General features: G+C 42.9%; 9 protein-coding genes. 7 read left to right on the top strand and 2 right to left on the bottom strand.

Translation table 11 applies throughout. The features are described 5' to 3' along the window. Nucleotides 1-111: 111 nt before the first annotated feature. Entirely contained in the window at nt 112-408 is a 297-nt protein-coding gene (locus QUA54_RS05275; RefSeq protein ID WP_333413685.1) for a helix-turn-helix domain-containing protein, read from the bottom strand. Next, complete coding sequence (locus tag QUA54_RS05270; RefSeq protein ID WP_333413684.1) at nt 398-748, bottom strand: hypothetical protein; 351 nt, start codon at nt 746-748, stop codon at nt 398-400. Before QUA54_RS05270 ends, QUA54_RS05275 begins: the two co-directional genes overlap by 11 nt. A gap of 425 nt (nt 749-1,173) precedes the next feature. Here QUA54_RS05270 and QUA54_RS05265 point away from each other — a divergent pair, with 425 nt between their 5' ends. The 7 genes from QUA54_RS05265 to QUA54_RS05235 are packed head-to-tail and all read left to right on the top strand — an operon-like array spanning nt 1,174 to nt 18,165. Then, nucleotides 1,174-1,716, top strand: coding sequence for a CHAT domain-containing protein (locus tag QUA54_RS05265; protein WP_333413683.1), 543 nt, complete (start codon nt 1,174-1,176; stop codon nt 1,714-1,716). 56 nt (nt 1,717-1,772) lie between these two features. Next, the gene (locus tag QUA54_RS05260; protein WP_333413682.1) at nt 1,773-5,000 is read left to right on the top strand and encodes a CHAT domain-containing protein; all 3,228 of its coding nucleotides are present in this window, start codon (nt 1,773-1,775) and stop codon (nt 4,998-5,000) included. Then, complete coding sequence (locus QUA54_RS05255) at nt 4,997-8,137, top strand: CHAT domain-containing tetratricopeptide repeat protein (RefSeq protein ID WP_333413681.1); 3,141 nt, start codon at nt 4,997-4,999, stop codon at nt 8,135-8,137. The genes QUA54_RS05260 and QUA54_RS05255 overlap by 4 nt, the downstream gene beginning before the upstream one ends. A gap of 26 nt (nt 8,138-8,163) precedes the next feature. Next, complete coding sequence (locus QUA54_RS05250) at nt 8,164-11,100, top strand: CHAT domain-containing tetratricopeptide repeat protein (protein ID WP_333413680.1); 2,937 nt, start codon at nt 8,164-8,166, stop codon at nt 11,098-11,100. 2 nt (nt 11,101-11,102) lie between these two features. Next, the gene (locus tag QUA54_RS05245) at nt 11,103-14,600 is read left to right on the top strand and encodes a CHAT domain-containing tetratricopeptide repeat protein (protein WP_333413679.1); all 3,498 of its coding nucleotides are present in this window, start codon (nt 11,103-11,105) and stop codon (nt 14,598-14,600) included. Between the two features lie 55 nt (nt 14,601-14,655). Next, a complete protein-coding gene (locus QUA54_RS05240) occupies nt 14,656-17,070 on the top strand; it encodes a serine protease (protein WP_333413678.1) in 2,415 nt (804 codons plus the stop codon). A 3-nt stretch (nt 17,071-17,073) separates the two neighbouring features. After that, entirely contained in the window at nt 17,074-18,165 is a 1,092-nt protein-coding gene (locus tag QUA54_RS05235; RefSeq protein WP_333413677.1) for a hypothetical protein, read from the top strand. Nucleotides 18,166-18,177: the final 12 nt, after the last annotated feature.

Raw genomic sequence — 18,177 nt, 5'->3', positions numbered from 1 at the left:
AAAAAGCTTGATGTATAGCAGCCAACAAAACTGTTAGAACAAGTCAGCAGTATATGATTGCGACAACGTATACAGTCGTTGCCCTAAACAGTCTTTCCGTTATACGCGCCATTAATCCAGGCTATTCTCTTCGCAAGGCGGACACAGGAAAGCCACCAATCCCTCTGGAATTTCCTCAAAATGCTCCAGCAGAAAATCCATTAAAGCCAAATGACGCAAATCGACAGCAGTAGGGAATCGGCGATTTTCCCCCTTTCTAAACCAACCCCGCACTGTAGAATCAGAACGAGAACAAATAAAAGCAATTTCCTCATAACTCACTCCCCACTTTGCATAAAACTGCCTCGGTGTCATTCGCAATTGGCATTCACTGTAAACTGCAATCAAATTGCGTTCTCTATCTGTCAAAGTCTGCTGCTTTTTTATCATCCTCAAACTTCTCCAAATCTTCCTCCCAGGCAGTATCAAACTGACACCACTTTGCACTCTTGGAATCAGGAGTAAGGCAAATGATATAACACCACATCCAACAACGCTGACGCTGTTCGTAGTTGTAAAATTTGCCGATAACCATTCCTCTGTCAGCTTCTTCGCTAACACCCGTCCAGCGCACCATTTCGCCACAGTTAAAGCGCGGGGGATGAATTTTGGCAAAGTTGGCAGGCAATTCAATTGCAGGCGGCATATCCTTCAACTGTTTTAGTGGCAGGGTCGAAATCAAATCTCGCTTTCCTTTTGAGATTGACATGAGTTCTCAACTGTGCATCGACTGCAACAGATTTGTTTGGATAGGTTTTCAGGTCAATTTCTTGATAAAGAAATTGCAGCGCGACATCTCCTTAAATCAATCAATTGGAATTTATATTTGACGGATTATTTTCAAAGCCCAACTCGGGCTAGGCTATCAGTTTTTTGATATCCCGCCCAATCGCGTTGATATCAAGTCCGGTTGCAGCAGACTGGTATAGTAAAGGGGTAGTTGCTTTCGTCAGCGAGGTGCGATGATCGACAAACGTCTCCAAATCGAACCACACCGGGAAGTAAAAGAACTATTGGAGAATATTGATGACTTGTTCTTCAGGATGGAACCAGCCAGCCAAAAAGGTTGCAGGTAGAATCAAACAATAGTATAATTAGATTAGTGGCTAATAATTTTCTTAGTGGCGCGATGTTATGACAGCCCTTGAACCTGTTACCTTCAGAGACCTCATAGACGCGATCGCTACCTTGCCGATTATCAACTTTCCCGAGAATTCGAGTCAGTTGAATAGCAATAAGCGGGAAGTGAGTTGCAACAAGCGCCTCCGATTGCCCAGAAAAAGATTGAGCCAGATTTTGTTTGCCATAGCAGAAATTTTATCGCTCGACTTGCAGCAGACACGCCTTGTTCCTCTTTCAGCTTGCGAAACAGGTTTAAGCGAGCTTGATAGCATCAGTGATGAATATACGGGTTTGCCCAGTGGTTTTCTATACGCTGGTACTCCCAGCGTTGTAAGTTCCCTTTGGGAAGTCAGCGATATATCCACGACATTCTTAATAACCAAGTTTTATGATAATTTGCAACAGGGATTATCCGTCGCGGTGGCGCTTAATCAAGCTCAACGCTGGTTGCGAGACGCTACTGGAGATGAGTTACAACAGTGGATGGAGGAACAACAGTTGTCGTTAAATCCAACACTAAAGATGTCGCTGCAACGAAGGTTTAGGCAGAATTGACAGCCGTTTCAATCTCCTTTTTATTGGGCAGCATTTTGTGCGATAGGTCAATGATTATGGATAAACAACGCCAAGAAGCGTATCTAAATTTGATTCACCAGTTACTCATTAGTCCTGCTGAGCTAGAGGAGGCGATTTTGAGGAAAAATTCACATTTAATTGATGCTGGATTGATACAGAAGCTGGAGCAAGAAGCTGAAATTATAAAAAAAAGAGGACATCTCCATGAAGCTGATTTTTTAATGAATATTGCTACTAGATTAATTGATGCAATCCAGCTTTCATCAGAGCAGTCTGCTTATCTATCATTAATCAAGCAGGTTTTTGTCGCAGCTCATCATGTTAGCTACGACCAGCAGTTTTTATACTTATTACTTCAAAATAATGTAGATAAACTTAATAATACTTTTGTGTCCTTATTAAAATCATGGACAAGCTCTATCTTACAAAAAATAAATCTTAATGCAGCACATGAATTAGCAGCGGATATTGGACTATTCAGTAACTTTTTATTTGGATTTGAACTAGGAGAGCGAGCAGAAAATATAGAAATTGTTATCACAGGCTACGAGATTGCAGCTAAAATTTTTTGGGACACAAAATCTTTACAAAATTGGGCAACCACTCAATATAATCTGGGTAATACTTACTGCGAACGCATTCGAGGTAACAAGTCAGAGAATATAGAATTAGCAATTAACCATTACCTAGGAGCTTTAATTATTCAAAATAGGGACGAGTATCCAAAACAATGGGCCTTGACAAAAAATAGTTTAGGAACTGCATATCTCGAACGCATTCAGGAACAGAAAGCAAAAAATTTAGAATTAGGAATTAAATGTTTTTATGAAGCTTTGAATGTACACACCCAAACAGAATTTCCACAAGAATGGGCAAATATTAAAACCAATCTAAGTGAGGTATATCGAAATCGCATTTTAGGAGAAAAAGCAGAAAATATAGAAAAATCCATCAAATATGGTTTAGCTGTTTTAGAGGTATACAGCTATGAATACTTTCCTGACGATTGGGGAAAAACTCAAATTAATCTTGGTAATGCTTACGCTCACCGTATCCGAGGAGACAAAGCTGATAATTTAGAAAAAGCCATCCATTACTTATCATCTGCTTCGGAGACTATTAAACGCGAAAAATTTCCCCAAGAGTGGGCAAAGGTTCAAAACAATCTCGGTGCTGCTTACCTTCATCGCCTTCGGGGAAATAAATCAACAAATCGGGAAGAAGCCATTACTTATCTTTCTATAGCCTTGGAAGTATTTAATCGTTCTGATTTTCCCGAAGTATGGGCAAGAGGTCAAAATAGTTTAAGTTTAATCTACACTTACCGAATCCAAGGAGACAAGCAAGAAAACTTAGAAAAGGCAATTTGCTATTCTTTATCTGCTTTGGAGGTACTCAGCCGCAAAGTTTTTCCCCAATATTGGGCAGAAAGCCAGCAAAATCAGGGGCTTGCTTATTATTTAGCCTACCACCACAGCAAGCAAAGCAAAGATATAGACAAAGAAAAATTGAAATCAGCAATTTTTTGCTTTTGTAGAGCATTAGAAGTACGCACTTATGAAGCTTTCCCCCAAGACCATATAAACACGCAATTTTGTCTGGGTATAGCCTACCGAGAAGCGAGTCAGTGGATTGAGGCATACAATGCTTTTTTCGCTGCTATTAATAGTATTGAGTCCCTACGAAATGAAATTACTTATGGCTCTGATAGAGAAGAAGATAAACAGAAGTTAGCTGAAGATTGGAATAACCTTTATGGGTGTATGGTGGAAGTTTGTCTAAAACTGGACAATGCTACAGAAGCAATAGAATACGTTGAGCGCAGCAAAACCCGAAACTTAGTTGAGCTTATCCTCACACGCTATCGCCACACTATCTTTTGCACAGAAGTAGTCGCTGAACTAGATCGACTTCGAGACGAAATCGTCAGCGGTCAGTACGAACTTCAAAATGCCACCGCAGAAGATCCAACTGCTTTAGCCCAACAGCTCCAACAGCTTCGACAGCAGCGCAACGAATTGCAAGATCGATATCTGCGCATCGGTTCTGGTTTTCAGTTTGACCCATGCCGGTTAGCTCTGAGCGATCGCACTGCAATTGTTGAGTTTTACATTACAACCGATAAGCTGCTCGTCTTTATTATTACCAACCAAACCCAACAACCCATCGTTTTATCACCCGATTTAATAAACCCGAAGAAATTAGCAAATTGGGCAAACAGCTATCTGAAAGCCTATAGTAACAAACAATCGCACTGGGAGCGCCGTCTAACTACCCGCCTACATCTGTTGGCAAAAATTCTGCACATTGATGAAATTATTCAGCAAATTCCAACAGAGTGCGATCGGTTAATTCTAATTCCCCATCGCTACTTGCATTTGTTACCACTTCATGGTTTACCACTTATAGAAAACTCCAGTCTTTTTGACAGATTTCCTGGAGGACTCAGCTATGCACCTAGCTGTCAACTGTTGCAACTCGCCCAAAACCGACAACGCCCCGAATTTACTCATCTATTTGCCGTTCAAAACCCCACAGGCGACCTCTCTTATACCGATCTTGAAGTTGAAACCATTCAAAGCTATTTCAGTACCAGTAATCTGCTCAAACAGAAAATAGCAACTAAAGAAGCTGTTGATGATACTTCTCTTAATACTGTTCACTGCGCCCACTTTAGCTGTCACGGCTACTTTAACGGAAGCGAACCTCGCAAATCAGCCCTCATTCTAGCCAATGCCGAGCTAAATTCTACACCCACACAATCCGATGCAGAAAACTATCTCAGTTTGACAAATGGTGGTGTATTTGACCTCAATAAGTGTCTAACTTTAGATAGCATTTTCACTCTAAATCTAGAACAATGTCGCCTCGTCACTCTATCTGCTTGCGAAACCGGATTGATTGATTTTCGGAATACTAGCGACGAATATATTGGTTTGCCCAGTGGTTTCGTTTATGCAGGTGCTTCTAGTGTTGTTAGTTCTCTTTGGAGGGTGAATGACTTATCGACTACTTTTTTGATGATTCGGTTTTATCAGAACCTACAAAAAGGTTTGGCTGTGGGTTTGGCGCTCAATCAAGCTCAACTTTGGCTTAAAGATATTACCAAAAAAGAACTGCTAGTATGGAGTGTAGAAAATCAATTTCACATAGATGCAACTCTCAGCATGAGTCTGCGCCGTAAGCTAAATAAAATGTCTGACAACGATAAACCTTTTGAATTACCCTTTCACTGGGCAGCTTTCTGTGCTATAGGTCAATGATAAACAAACAACGTCAAGACGCTTATCTGAATCTCATTCAATCGCTGCTAAATTGTCCTAGTGGCGAGGAATCGCAAATTTTGAAAGCCCACCCAGATTTAATCGATAGGGAATTGTTACAGGCGATCGCTCAGGTGATTGAGGTTTTGAAAGAGAACGGCGAGCAAAATGCAGCCGATTTTTTAAGCGATCTGGCTCATCAACTAACTGGAGTAATAGGATACTCCGCATTAGATTTGACTTCAAATCACGATGAAGATGCTCGATTTGCCTTACTGATGCAGGTATTGCAGGCAACTGCCGACGGTGACTCACAAACCTTGTATCAAAGGCTGCAAGAGAATCTAGACAAACTGGACGATAAATTTGTAGCGGTTCTGCGAGAATGGGCAGAAACTACTCTATCAGACATTGAGAAAGGTTTGGAAAAGGCCTCAGTTATTGGAAATCTCAGTAGCTTTATATCGCAGTTTCCACTAGGCAATCGAGCTGTCAACCAAGAAATGGCTCTGGTAGGGTATGAAGCGATCGATCGAGTTTTTACTCGCGATGTTTTACCAGAATATTGGGCAATGAATCAAGGAAATTTGGGTAATGCTTGCTACTATCGAATTTGCGGAAATAGAGCCGGCAACTTAGAGAGAGCAATTCAGTATTATGAGGCTGCGTTAGAAGTTTATACTCGGCAAGATTTTCCTCAAGAATGGGCCAACATTCAAAGCAACTTGGGAGATGCTTATCGCAACCGAATTGAGGGAGAAAAAACTGATAATTTAGAGGTAGCTATTCGCTGCGGCAAGTCAGCGTTGGAAGTGCGTACTCGTGGGGATTTTCCAGAACAATGGGCCGCGACGAAAAATAATCTAGGAATTGCTTATTGGGAGCGCATTTGGGGTGAGAAAGCAGAAAACTTAGAGGTAGCGATCGCTTGTTATCAAGTCGCCCTTGAAGTACGCACGCGAGAAGAATATCCCCAACACTGGGCGGATACTCAGAATAACTTGGGATTGATTTACAGCGAGCGCATTCGAGGAGAACAGGAGGAAAACTTAGAGACAGCTATCCGTTGTTATCAAGCAGCACTAGAAATTCGTACCCTCGAAGCATCTCCCTTTGCTTGGGCAGAAACCAAAAATAATTTGGGAATTGCTTATTATCGTTGTCAGAACGAACGGGCTGACAATTTAGATAAGGCTGTCCGCTGCTACAGAGAAGCGTTGCGAGTTTATACTCGTGAAACTTTGCCCGAACAGTGGGCAATGGTTCAGAACAATCTGGGGGAAGCATATCGAAATCGGATTTATGGGGACAAAGCTGAAAACATCGAAGAAGCGAGCTTATATTTCTCAGAGGCTTTGAAAGTCTACACCCGCGAAGCTTTTCCTAAAGACTGGGCAATGGTTCAAAATGGTTTGGGAATTGCTTACTTAAATCGGCTTCGTGGAGAAGAATTAGAAAATTTGCATCTAGCTATTGACCATCTTTCAAAGGCTTTGGAAATTCATACCCGTGAAGCTTTTCCTCAAGACTATTTGGTGACACAATTCAATTTGGGAGTTGCCTATCAGGATGCCCAGCAACTTCCGCAAGCTCTTGATACTTTTGTAGCTGCGATCGATACAGTAGAGTTTCTGCGGGGCGAAATTTTCTCTGGTGTAGGCAGAGAAATCGATAAAACTAAACTAGCTGAATCGTGGAATGACCTTTACCGCCGCACCGTAGAGATTTGCTTACAATTGGGTTACAACGACAAAGCCCTAGAATATGTAGAATGCAGCAAAACTCGCAATTTAGTAGAACTAATCTTTAGTCGCGACTTTAATAGCCTATTTCCTTCACAAATTGCTACTCAACTCCAGCAGCTTCAGCAGGAGATTGCCAGCAGTCAATCTCGTCTGCAAACTGGGACTGCCGATGAACCAACTGTTTTGGTACAGCGACTCCAGCTTTTAAGACAGCAACAGAAAGCACTACAGGATAGTTATTTTCCCATTGGTGCTGGGTTTAAGCTTGAACCGTTTAGGCAAACGCTTGGGGAGACTACCGCGATTATCCAGTGGTACTTCACCAGTGAGGGATTTCAAACATTTATTATCACCTGCCACAGTACCCAACCGATTGTTTTGTCCTACGATGCGATCGCTATGGAGCGCTTAGAGAAGTGGGCGAGAGCTTATTTGCGGCTTTACACTCGGCAAAATAGTCAGTGGTGGCGTATTCAACTCCAAAGTCGCCTTCAAAAACTGGCTGAGATTTTGCGTTTCGATGACATTCTAAGTAAGTTGCCCCATAATTGCGATGAATTGATATTGGTTCCTCATCAGGCATTGCATCTATTTCCACTTCACGCCTTACCAGTAAGGGGACAATCTTGCCTGCTGGATTGCTTTTCTAAAGGAATACGTTACGCTCCCAGTTATCAATTGCTGCAACTGGCTCAGGCGCGACAGCGCAACGATTTTACTCGTTTGTTTGCAGTACAAAATCCGACAAACGACCTTAGTTATACAAATGTGGAGATAGCTGCAATTAGAGGTTATTTTGAAAAGGCTGACGTTTTGAAGCAAACAGCAGCAACTAAAGTATCAGTGCTGGAAAGTTCTCTTAAAAAATCTCACTGCATTCACTTCTCTTGTCACGGCTATTTTGATTTGGACAATCCACTGGAGTCTGGGTTAAAGTTAACGGATGCACCGCTGACTTTGGGGGAAATCTTACAACTAGACTTAGGGCAATGTCGTCTAGTGACACTCTCTGCTTGCGAAACGGGGTTTATAGATTTTACTAGCCTTAGCGATGAGTACATTGGTTTGCCCAATGGCTTTTTGTATGCTGGTAGTCCCAGTGTAGTTAGCAGTCTATGGATGGTGAACGACCTATCTACCGCTTTTTTAATGATTAAGTTTTACCAAAATCTGCAAAGCGTTCATTCAGTTGTAGTTGCTCTCAATCAAGCTCAACTCTGGCTGAGAAATATCACAAAAGCTGAATTAAAAGCCTGGATCACAGCTAATTCGCTACCGCTAGACCCCGCAATGCGGCAGAATCTCAATAAAAGGCTGCACAAGTTGCAAGATGACCAAAAACCCTTTCAAGAGCCGTTTCACTGGGCTGCATTTTGTGCGATAGGACAGTAATTATGAATGAATAACTGGCTGACACTATGAACAATATATCATCGTTAACTCCTGCTGAGTCTGAAGCAGAAAAACTTTTTGAACAAGGGATTCAGCACTTTCAGGCAAATCAATTTCAAGATGCCTTACACTGCTGGCAACAAGCCTTAACACTTTATCAAAGGCTTGGGAATCGCCAGAGAGAATCCCAATGTCTGGGCAATCTGGGTAATACTTTCTACTTGCAGGGAAATTACGAGCAAGCTATTGAATACCACGAGCAAGATATGATTCTTGCGCGGGAGATAGGCGATCGCGAGGGAGAAGCCTATTCTCTAAACAATTTGGGGAGAGCTTACGAATCCCAATGGAAATACGAACAGGCTATTGAATATTACGAACAATCCCTATTAGCTGCACGAGAAATAGGCAATTGGCAAGTAGAAGCGACTGTACTGAATAATTTAGGCAACACTTACAATTTTCAAGGAAAATACCAAGAAGCTATTGAAAGTCACAGACAGTTCCTAGGAATTGCACGAGAGGTAAATAATTCCCGTTGGGAAATCACTGCCCTGAACAGTTTAGGCACCGCTTATGATTCTTTGGGAAAGTACCAGCAGGCTATTGAAATGTATGGCGAGTCACTGGTCATTGCAAGAAATATAGACGATCGCCTTGGGGAAGCCAATTCTCTAAATAATCTGGGCAGTGCTTACTTTTCCGAGGGGAAGTACCAACAGACTATCGAAAAGTATGAAGAATCATTAGTGATTAAACGAGAAATAGACGATCATTGTGGGGAAGCTAAAACCCTGGGCAATCTGGGTTTGGTTTACCACTGTGTGGGAAAATACCAGCAGGCGATTGATTATCACGAGCAGAATCTAACTATTTCACGAGCGGTCGGCGATCGCCTTGGGGAAGCCAGTGCCCTTGGAAATTTGGGCTTGACTTATCGTTCTCTAGGGCAGTATGGACGGGCAATTAGGAATTACGAACAGCAACTGCTTATCGTGCGAGAAATAGGCGATCGCCTTGGAGAAGTAACTTCTCTGGGAAATCTGGGCTTGACTTACTACGCCCAAAGCCAATACCAAGAAGCTATTAGTAAGTATGAGCAGTCGCTAGCCATTGCACGCCAGATAGGCTATCGTTCGGGGGAAGCTGCTTGTCTGGGAAATCTGGGCAACGTGTACTACTTCCACCATCAATACAAACAGGCTATTGAGAATCACGAAAATTCCCTAGCTATTGCTAGGGAGATAAGAGATCGCCGTGGAGAAGCTAGTTGTCTGGGTCATTTGGGCTTAACTTACTACGCTTTAGGGCAATACCAGCAAGCCATTCAGAATTACGAGCAGCAATTGGTCATCGCACGAGAAATCGGCGCTCGCTTTGAAGAGGGTGCATCTCTCAACAATCTAGGAGTGGCCTTTTGGGAATCTAGTCAATTAGCCAAAGCGGAGATCAGCCTACATAAGGCAATAGAAATCTGGGAATCTATACGGACAGACTTGGGTAGCAATGATATCAATAAAGTGTCAATTTTTGATACGCAGACCGCTGCTTACCGCCTGCTGCAAAACGTTTTAGTTGCACAAAATCAACCATTAACTGCTCTGGAAATTGCCGAGCGGGGGCGCACACGGGCTTTTGTAGAGTTATTGGACCAACGGCTATCCACAAGAACACAGCAAATCTCAACTACAGCGCCCACCCCATCGATTACTCAAATCCAAAAAATTGCTCAGGCAGAAAATGCAACTCTCGTTGAATATTCACTTGTTTTCGAGCAAGAACTCTATATTTGGGTCATCCGCCCCAGTGGTGAAATTATCTTTCGCTCAGTTAACTTAAAACCGCTGGAACCGTCACTAAATATCTCCTCTACTATCCCATTTCGCTCAGTTTTGTTAAATCTAGTTCTGCAAGCCCGTCAATCCCTTGGTATCGAGGAAAGGCTGCGCGATGGTGGAACAGGTAATAGCTTTGACGCTATCTCATTAGCTACAAATATTTCTCCGCCTTTACGGCAACTGCATCAATACCTAATTGAGCCGATTGCTGACTTTCTTCCCACTGAACCCAATGATCCTATAATCTTCATTCCTCAGGAAGCCTTATTTCTTGTTCCCTTCACAGCACTGCAAGATGCCACAGGTAATTATTTAATCGAACAACACGCGATTCTAACGGCTCCATCGATTCTGGTGTTGGAGTCGATCGGTCAGCAGAAAAAGGGACAAGCTGCTGACAATTTCGTCGATGCTCTTATAGTCGGCAATCCAATAATGCCAATCATCCCTCTCTCGCAACCACCTCAATGCTTAGAGCGTTTACCAGGAGCCGAAACAGAAGCGAAAGCGATCGCATCATTCTTCAATACTCAAGCGCTCACAGGTCATCAAGCAACTAAGGTAGAGATTGTGCGACAGATGCTCAAAGCACGATTGATTCATCTAGCCACTCATGGGTTATTAAGCGATATCAAACAGTTAGGTATGCCAGGAGCAATCGCTCTTGCTCCCAGCGACGAAGATAATGGCTTTCTTACTGCTGGCGAAATCTACGATATGAAACTAAACGCCGAACTGGTAGTGCTGAGCGCTTGCAGCACCGGACAGGGTAAAATCACTGGAGATGGAGTAGTTGGGCTATCTCGTTGTTTGATCGCTGCTGGGGTCAAAAGTGTAATTGTCTCTCTCTGGTCAGTAGGCGATTTGTCCACCGCCTTGTTAATGGTGAAGTTCTACCAAATTTTTCAGCAGGGAGTGGTGGCTGCGATCGCCCTTAATGAAGCCCAACGCTGGTTGCTGGGTATTAACAAGACAGAATTGGCAGTTTGGATGCAAACAAATGAGACATTTTTCGATGCTACTCTGAAAATGAATCTACGCCACAGGTTACATCAGTTAGATGATGACGCCAAACCATTTGAAAATCCTCGGCATTGGGCGGCATTTTGTGCTATCGGGCAATAATAATGAATGAAGAACGTTATCCAGCCTACCTAAATTTAATTGATACACTACTAATCTGCCCCAGCGGAAAAGAACCAGAAGTGTTGGGTGCTAACCAATATCTGATTGATGAAGGGTTAGTGCAGGTAATGGAACAGATGGCAACAACCCTGACAACACAGGGGGATTTAGATAAGGCTGATTTCTTAATAGAGATTGCGAATAATCTGGTTGAATCATCGCTCTGGCTAACAGGAATTAGGGCAAAGACAACTAATCTAGGCGAAACAGTTACTCAAAGTCCCGCACAGTGCGACTTTTTAAAGATAGTATTGCAAACCTCTCACTTGAGTAATGGTTCTCCGCAAATACTCTACCCTTTACTCATTGCTAATTTGAATAAACTTAATGACGACTTTGCTCAACTTCTGTACAGTTCAGTAACAGCTTATCTGCCGGAAGTTAGCCCCGAAATTGCCCAAGTCATTGCCTCAGTCGTGGGTACATTTAGCAACCGGATACAGGATTTTCCCTTGGGCAACAAGGCAAGTCACTTCGAGATTGCGATCGCGGGATACAAGGTGGTGGCTACCGTTTTCACCCGTAAGGTATCTCCTGCCACTTGGGCAATGGGGCAAAATAACTTGAGCATAGCTTACCGCAACCGAATTCGGGGGAATAAAGCTGAGAATCTAGAAACTGCAATCGCTGCCGCTAAAAAGGCGCTGCAAGTTTATACCTTAAAACAGTTTTCCGAAGCGGGGGCGATGGCTCATATCAACTTAGGTAGTGCCTATTTTGAGAGGATTTTGGGGAACCGGGGTGAGAATTTGGAGACAGCGATCACTTGTTATAACCGAGCATTATCAGTCTATACAGAAGAAGCATTTTCAGAGGATTGGGCGCTAGTACAAAATAACTTATCTGCTGCCTACCGCAAAAGAATACAAGGAGAGCGCGCCGAAAATTTGGAGCAGGCGATCGCTACCAGTAAAGCGGCTCTATCCGTTTATGCTCAAGAAGAATTTCCCAATGACTGGGCGCAAGCTCAAAATAATCTGGCATCAGCTTACAGGGAGCGAATCAAAGGAGATCGAAATGAAAATCTGGAACTTGCTCTTGGTTACTACGAACAGGCCTTACAAGTGTATACCCGTGAGGCTTTTCCCTCAGAATGGGCAAATATCCAAAATAATTTGGGCAATGTCTATTCCCAACGAATTCAAGGAGATAAAGCTGAAAACTTAGAACAAGCAATCTCCACTTATCAATTAGCATTACAAATTCACACTTGTGAGGAATTACCTCATGCCTGGGCAAATATCCAAAATAATTTAGGGAATGTGTATACAAACAGAATTTGTGGCGACAAAGCTGAGAATCTCGAAAGTGCCCTCAAAGCATTACAAGCCGCCTTAAAAGTTTATACTTGCGAAGCTTTCCCCGAACAGTGGGCAATACTTCAATTTAATCTAGTTGCTATCTATTGCCAGCGACTTCGCGGTGAACGTGCCGAGAACTTAGAACGAGCGATCACCTCTGGTAAATCTGCTCTGCAAGTCTATACCCGTGAGGCTTTTCCCGAACGATGGGCAGGTACTCAAACCAACCTTGGCAATGCCTACGACTACCAAGGGCAGGTTGACGAGGCAATTGAACGTTTGCGATTAGCATTAGAAGTCTACACGCCCACTGCTTTTCCGACTGATTGCCTGACAACTGGACGTAACCTTGGTAACATTGCCTTCACAGCAGGACGATGGACAGAAGCCATTGAAGGGTATGGGGTTGCGATTGAAGCTGTTGAGCAGAGTCGTGCTTGGGCTGGTATAGACCAGCGCAAGCAAGAAGTTTTACAAGATGCGATCGGAGTCTATATCAGAATAGTACAAGCCTATATCAACAATAAGCAGCCCGATCGAGCTATAGAATACGTTGAGCGCAGCAAAGCACGCAACTTGGTCGAAATCCTTGCTACCCGCGACCTCTACCCAAAAGGCAAATTTACTGAAACTGTCCTTAACCAACTCGATCGCCTGCGCCGGGAAATTGCCGTAGAACTGCAGCGAATCGACCTGAGCAAATTTGATGTCACTATCGACAGTGGGCATAGCCAACTTCCAGTTAGAGGAAGCACAAACCGCACTCGCTTAAACACCTTGCGACAACAGTTGGATGATTTGATTGCCCAACAAATCCAGCCCATTGACCCCACCTTCAGCCTTACCCAACGAGTTGAACCGATATCCTTCCGGCAGATTCGGGAATTGCTACCAGATGACAAAACTGCCTTGATCGAGTGGGGTGCAGGGGGCGATCGCCTCGATACCTTCATTGTTACCCATCGAAGTGATCGCCCCATCGTGATGTCGTCCACGCCGGAGGAGATTAAAGCTATGGATAAATGGATTAGAGAGTATCTGGACGCCTATACCCAACAAAAAGACCAGTGGCAAGCTAATCTAGAAGAGCTTCTGAAGCAGCTTGCTAATCTCCTACAAATCGAGCGCTTAATTTCTTTCCTTCCACCTGAATGTAACCAGCTAATTCTCATTCCCGGTCGCCTTCTGAACCTGCTGCCACTACATGCGTTGCCAATTAACAGCCAACAGTCAGCAGCTAACTCTTCCCAATTTACTCTTCTCGACAAATTTTATGGCGGAGTCCGTTACGCCCCTAGCTGTCAACTGCTACAACTCACCCAATCAACATCCTTTGGGAATGCTCAAAGCATAGAAGCACTAATCCAACAACGGTTGTTTGGCATCCAGAACCCTACAGACGATTTGAGTTATACCGATGTAGAAGTTGCCACCATACGGCAGATATTCCATCCTCATGATGAGGTTTTAGTGAAAGGCGCAGCTAGAAAAGCAGAGATTAATAATCAACGCCTCCGCCAAGTTAATTATGCTCATTTCTCGTGCCACGGGTATTTCAACTTTCAAGAACCCAAGCTATCAGCGCTTCTGCTAGCAGATTGCGAACTTTCTCCAGCAGAAGCGCAGGAACAAGTCCCTATAAATCCAATACGTTATCTTCTTTCGGAAGATGGTGGAGCAATTGATCTAGAAAAGTGCCTAACTTTAGGGGAAATTTTTGCTCTAGATATGAAAAACTGTCGTCTCGTTACCCTCTCTGCCTGCGAAACGGGTCTGACTGAGTTCATTACACTTACTGATGAATATATTAGTTTGCCTAGTGGCTTTTTGTTTGCTGGAAGCCCAAGTGTAGTCAGCACTATATGGACAGTAAACGACTTATCCACGGCATTTTTAATGATTAAGTTTTATCAGAATTTGCAAGCCGTTGATTCAGTCGCAGTTGCTCTCAACCAAGCTCAACTCTGGCTGAGGGATCTCACAAAGGCTGAATTAAAAGCTTGGATCGCAACTAATTCGCTTCCACTTGACCCCACAATGCGGCGGCATCTCAATAAAAGACTGCACAGGTTTCAAGATGACCAAAAACTCTTTCAAAATCCATTTCATTGGGCAGCATTTTGTGCGCTCGGACAGTAATGAAAAATAATATAGAAGCACAAACCCGATATGACCAGTCCGAGCTGCCTAAATCATGAACGAAATACCCCAGACGATGGGACTGCGTAATCCCAGCCTTACCCTCTATGCGTTCCATCTTCGCAACAGCATCAATCAGGGACTACAGCCAACCGTACCAACAGCACCTCGGTTGTGGGAACAGTTAGTCGATTTGGGAAACGCTCTCCACATTCGGGAACTTCAAACTCTGCGACAACAATTAATATGTTATGAGGGCGATCGCTTTTTTCCAGAAGCCGAAGATTTTTGGGGAGCCGAATACTTAACCTTATTACACAATAACGAACCCAGTTTACAGTTTCAAGTTCCTTTTCTACCGGGCGGATTGGAGCTTCAAGGATTACTCTGTCCTTTTCGTTTACATGATACTTATGCGATCGATCTGACCCTATTTTCTCAAGATACTTTGAATATCACACAATTAAATTTTCTCAATCCTCAAAACCTTATATTACACAATATTCAGGCTTCTTTGGGACAAACAATATTGCTATTCGGTCAACCTTTAGAAACACAAGAAGATAATTATCAAGTCTTAGCAGATGCTTGCGTAGCTCAATTATTTCCAGAAAAAGATTCAATCGATTTAGTCGATACAGGCAGTTTGTTGAGCAATCCAATTTTTTTGTATGAAAGTGGATTAACGAATCCACTCAATAAACTTCATATCCTAGTTTGGTTAAAATGCCACGATATGAGTTCAAACCACATGGATAGGGTAGCTGAAATCCTACTTCATCTGCTGTGGTGTCGCCATAAAATTCTCTATGTTTATCAACAGTCTCGCCATTGTTTAAAACAAGCTAAAAAAATATATGACAGCTATGAGAAGTATAGAAGCAATTTTAGTCAAATTTCTGAAGCAACAAATCGGCGCTCGCATCTAATAAACTTGTACGCTAAGTTACAACAGTTGGAGCTAGATTATACGAACTACCTCGATGATTTGGCAGAACACGAAAAGACGATCGCCATCAACTACATCAATTATAAAACTTACTTGAAAAAGCTAAAAAAGTTTCCATACACTAAATTGAGCTTTTGTCAAGAGTTTTTGCGTCATGTCGGCAATAAGTTGCAACGGCAAATTCAAGTAGATCGCGACTATCTGGGGATGGGGCGCGATCGCCTGCAACGTCTAAAGGCTACAGTCTGGGAAAGTATTACCACTGAACCTGTTGCTAGCGAACCTTGGTCGGGTCAGGGGTCTGGAGGGCAGGAGTGTAAATCGGCACTTGCTTTGCAAAAAGAATTACATTATTATGGGAATAATACCTTAAAAAGTAAAATGCCTGGAATTCCTCCTGAAATCAGTCCCCGACTGCGACAAGCTTTGTCCGATTGCGCTCAATTTCAGAGTCACGACAGACTATTCAATTTCTTTGATGCCAATGAGCCACTTAAACCGTGGCGCGATGATTTACCGGAAGTTGGTACTCGAACCGAACGAGCGGAAAGAGTAATTGGCTTTCTAGTTAATGAAAAACGCAGCGATACTCAAGAGAATGTATTACTAATACTGCTAAGTTTATTAAAAGACCAGATAGACCCGATTAAACCTCTTCATCAAACTTTATCCGATCTCTTACAAAAACTCGCGACTGTACTTTCAGGTTCCCAGAGTCACTCCAACGTAGTCTCTTTCTCTCAGAAAAATCATACAAATTTAGAAATTTTCCCTAAAGCGGAATTGGCGCTCGAAGCTAACCCGAAAGGCGAACCAATACGTTTCATTGCAGCCGATGAAAAACTGTTGAATTGCGCTCGTGCAGTTGCTCGCGTGAGCGTTACCCAAATGGTGAGCGGGAACATGAAGAAAATTCCTACGGGGACGGGATGGTTAGTGACTCCAAACTTAGCATTAACTTGCTGGCACGTCATCGAAGCCAGAGACCCCAGAAAAGATTCCCTAATTCGTGCGTCCGACCTCCAGAAACAAATTACCAATAGCACGTTTACTTTTGACTTTACACAGCCCGGTGAAGGGATTGAATACGGTATAGAGCGGCTCGAACATGAGGATGTTAATTTAGATTATGCGTTGCTGCGGTTGTGCGAGCGCCCAGATTCTCCCCTAAAAAAATGGGGATTTTTGAAATTAGATGCAGATGTACCCCTGACACTTCAAACTCAACTTTATGTAATCCAGCATCCGAAAGGGCAACCCCAACAACACTCTAGCGGATTCTTTGTAAAAGAAGCCTCAAATACCAAAATACTTCATAATGCTCCCACCGAGCCTGGTACGTCAGGAGCACCCGTGTTGAATGTCACCAACTTTCGGGTAGTGGCATTACATAATGGTGAAAACGAAGCTGAAAAATTACGAGAAGCCACGACAATTAAAGCTATCTTGGCTGATTTAAAGCAACATCGTCCAGAATTGTACGATGAAATCGTAGCAGTACAAAACCCCAATCAGGAGTAAATTATGCCCACAGGTGCTAGTCAACCTTTTTATCTACAAGACCAACCTTCCCCTCCTTTCCAACTTGAGTTAGAGAACAGCTACTTTCTGGTCAAGCTGCACGATGCCCAGGCATTTTTTCCGGCTAATTTCTTAAAAAATGCTGATTCAGTGATATTTAGTTCTTCCATTACCAGCTCTTTTCAACCCAATTCTTCTACCCAAAGCCTGCATAAAATATCTACGATTCAAAGAAACACTCCTTGTCGCTTGGGTCTTAGCACTAATTTAACTGAATGGTTGCCCGCAGGCTCTGGTGCATCGTTGCAGATTAATATCAAATACACAGTTTTACAGGGTAAGCCCATACAAAAATTCATAGATCATATGCAACAAGCGGATTTAGTTGCGAAGTTGTCATTACGACCCGATTGGGCAGTAGCTGTTAAGGTTACTAATATTGTTGGCAAATTATTGAGTTTTCTAGCGCAAGAAGGCAACCAACAAGACCTTTTTTCCCTAGTCATGGATTTCAACGTGGCGGATTTAAAAACAGGCTACCATGTTGTCTATGGTTCCCATAGCGATGAAGTTTGGCCTTCCCCTCAATTCCTGAGAATTGATGCAAATGGTCGTTTAATGGAGCGAAGTTCGGAAATTTCACTTTCCCGTCTTTCTTATGCGGTTATTCAAGTATTGGGGCTCAAGCGATTGCACCAAGACAAGTTTCGTGATGAACCTTGGTGGCAACTATTACAAACAGTTAAACAAAATATACTTGACACAGACTCTACTGATGAACGAGAACGTCGCCAACTACTAGGTGAATGGCTTTTTGCCCTGAAGCAAGTTAGAACGATAGCCAATAAACAGCCTAATTTTTTATCATCTGAAATTAAAGAGATTATTGCGACTGCTCAAGGAGAGGTGGATCAAAAATTAAGGCCACAATTTACAGCAGAATCTTTTGGTGCGGAAGATGAACTTCCTTATGAGTTACAGGATATTTTGGGTGTAGAAACCGAGCAAGATTTACAAAATTTAGTCCGAGACTATCAGGATGCGTTAGAGGTGTCGCAGCGATTGCTGGAACAGTATCATCTTTCAGGAGATTGAGTTTGGAAGGAC

This window comes from Microcoleus sp. MOSTC5, from assembly GCF_036701825.1.
Lineage (GTDB): Bacteria > Cyanobacteriota > Cyanobacteriia > Cyanobacteriales > Microcoleaceae > Microcoleus > Microcoleus asticus.
This window is presented reverse-complemented; position numbering and strand designations above follow the sequence as displayed.

Excerpts from the sequence above, each read along its gene's own strand:
- QUA54_RS05270 (WP_333413684.1), bottom strand. The coding sequence starts at position 748 with ATGTCAATCTCAAAAGGAAAGCGAGATTTGATTTCGACCCTGCCACTA.
- QUA54_RS05265 (WP_333413683.1), top strand. The coding sequence starts at position 1,174 with ATGACAGCCCTTGAACCTGTTACCTTCAGAGACCTCATAGACGCGATC.
- QUA54_RS05260 (WP_333413682.1), top strand. The coding sequence starts at position 1,773 with ATGGATAAACAACGCCAAGAAGCGTATCTAAATTTGATTCACCAGTTA.
- QUA54_RS05255 (WP_333413681.1), top strand. The coding sequence starts at position 4,997 with ATGATAAACAAACAACGTCAAGACGCTTATCTGAATCTCATTCAATCG.
- QUA54_RS05250 (WP_333413680.1), top strand. The coding sequence starts at position 8,164 with ATGAACAATATATCATCGTTAACTCCTGCTGAGTCTGAAGCAGAAAAA.
- QUA54_RS05245 (WP_333413679.1), top strand. The coding sequence starts at position 11,103 with ATGAATGAAGAACGTTATCCAGCCTACCTAAATTTAATTGATACACTA.
- QUA54_RS05240 (WP_333413678.1), top strand. The coding sequence starts at position 14,656 with ATGAACGAAATACCCCAGACGATGGGACTGCGTAATCCCAGCCTTACC.
- QUA54_RS05235 (WP_333413677.1), top strand. The coding sequence starts at position 17,074 with ATGCCCACAGGTGCTAGTCAACCTTTTTATCTACAAGACCAACCTTCC.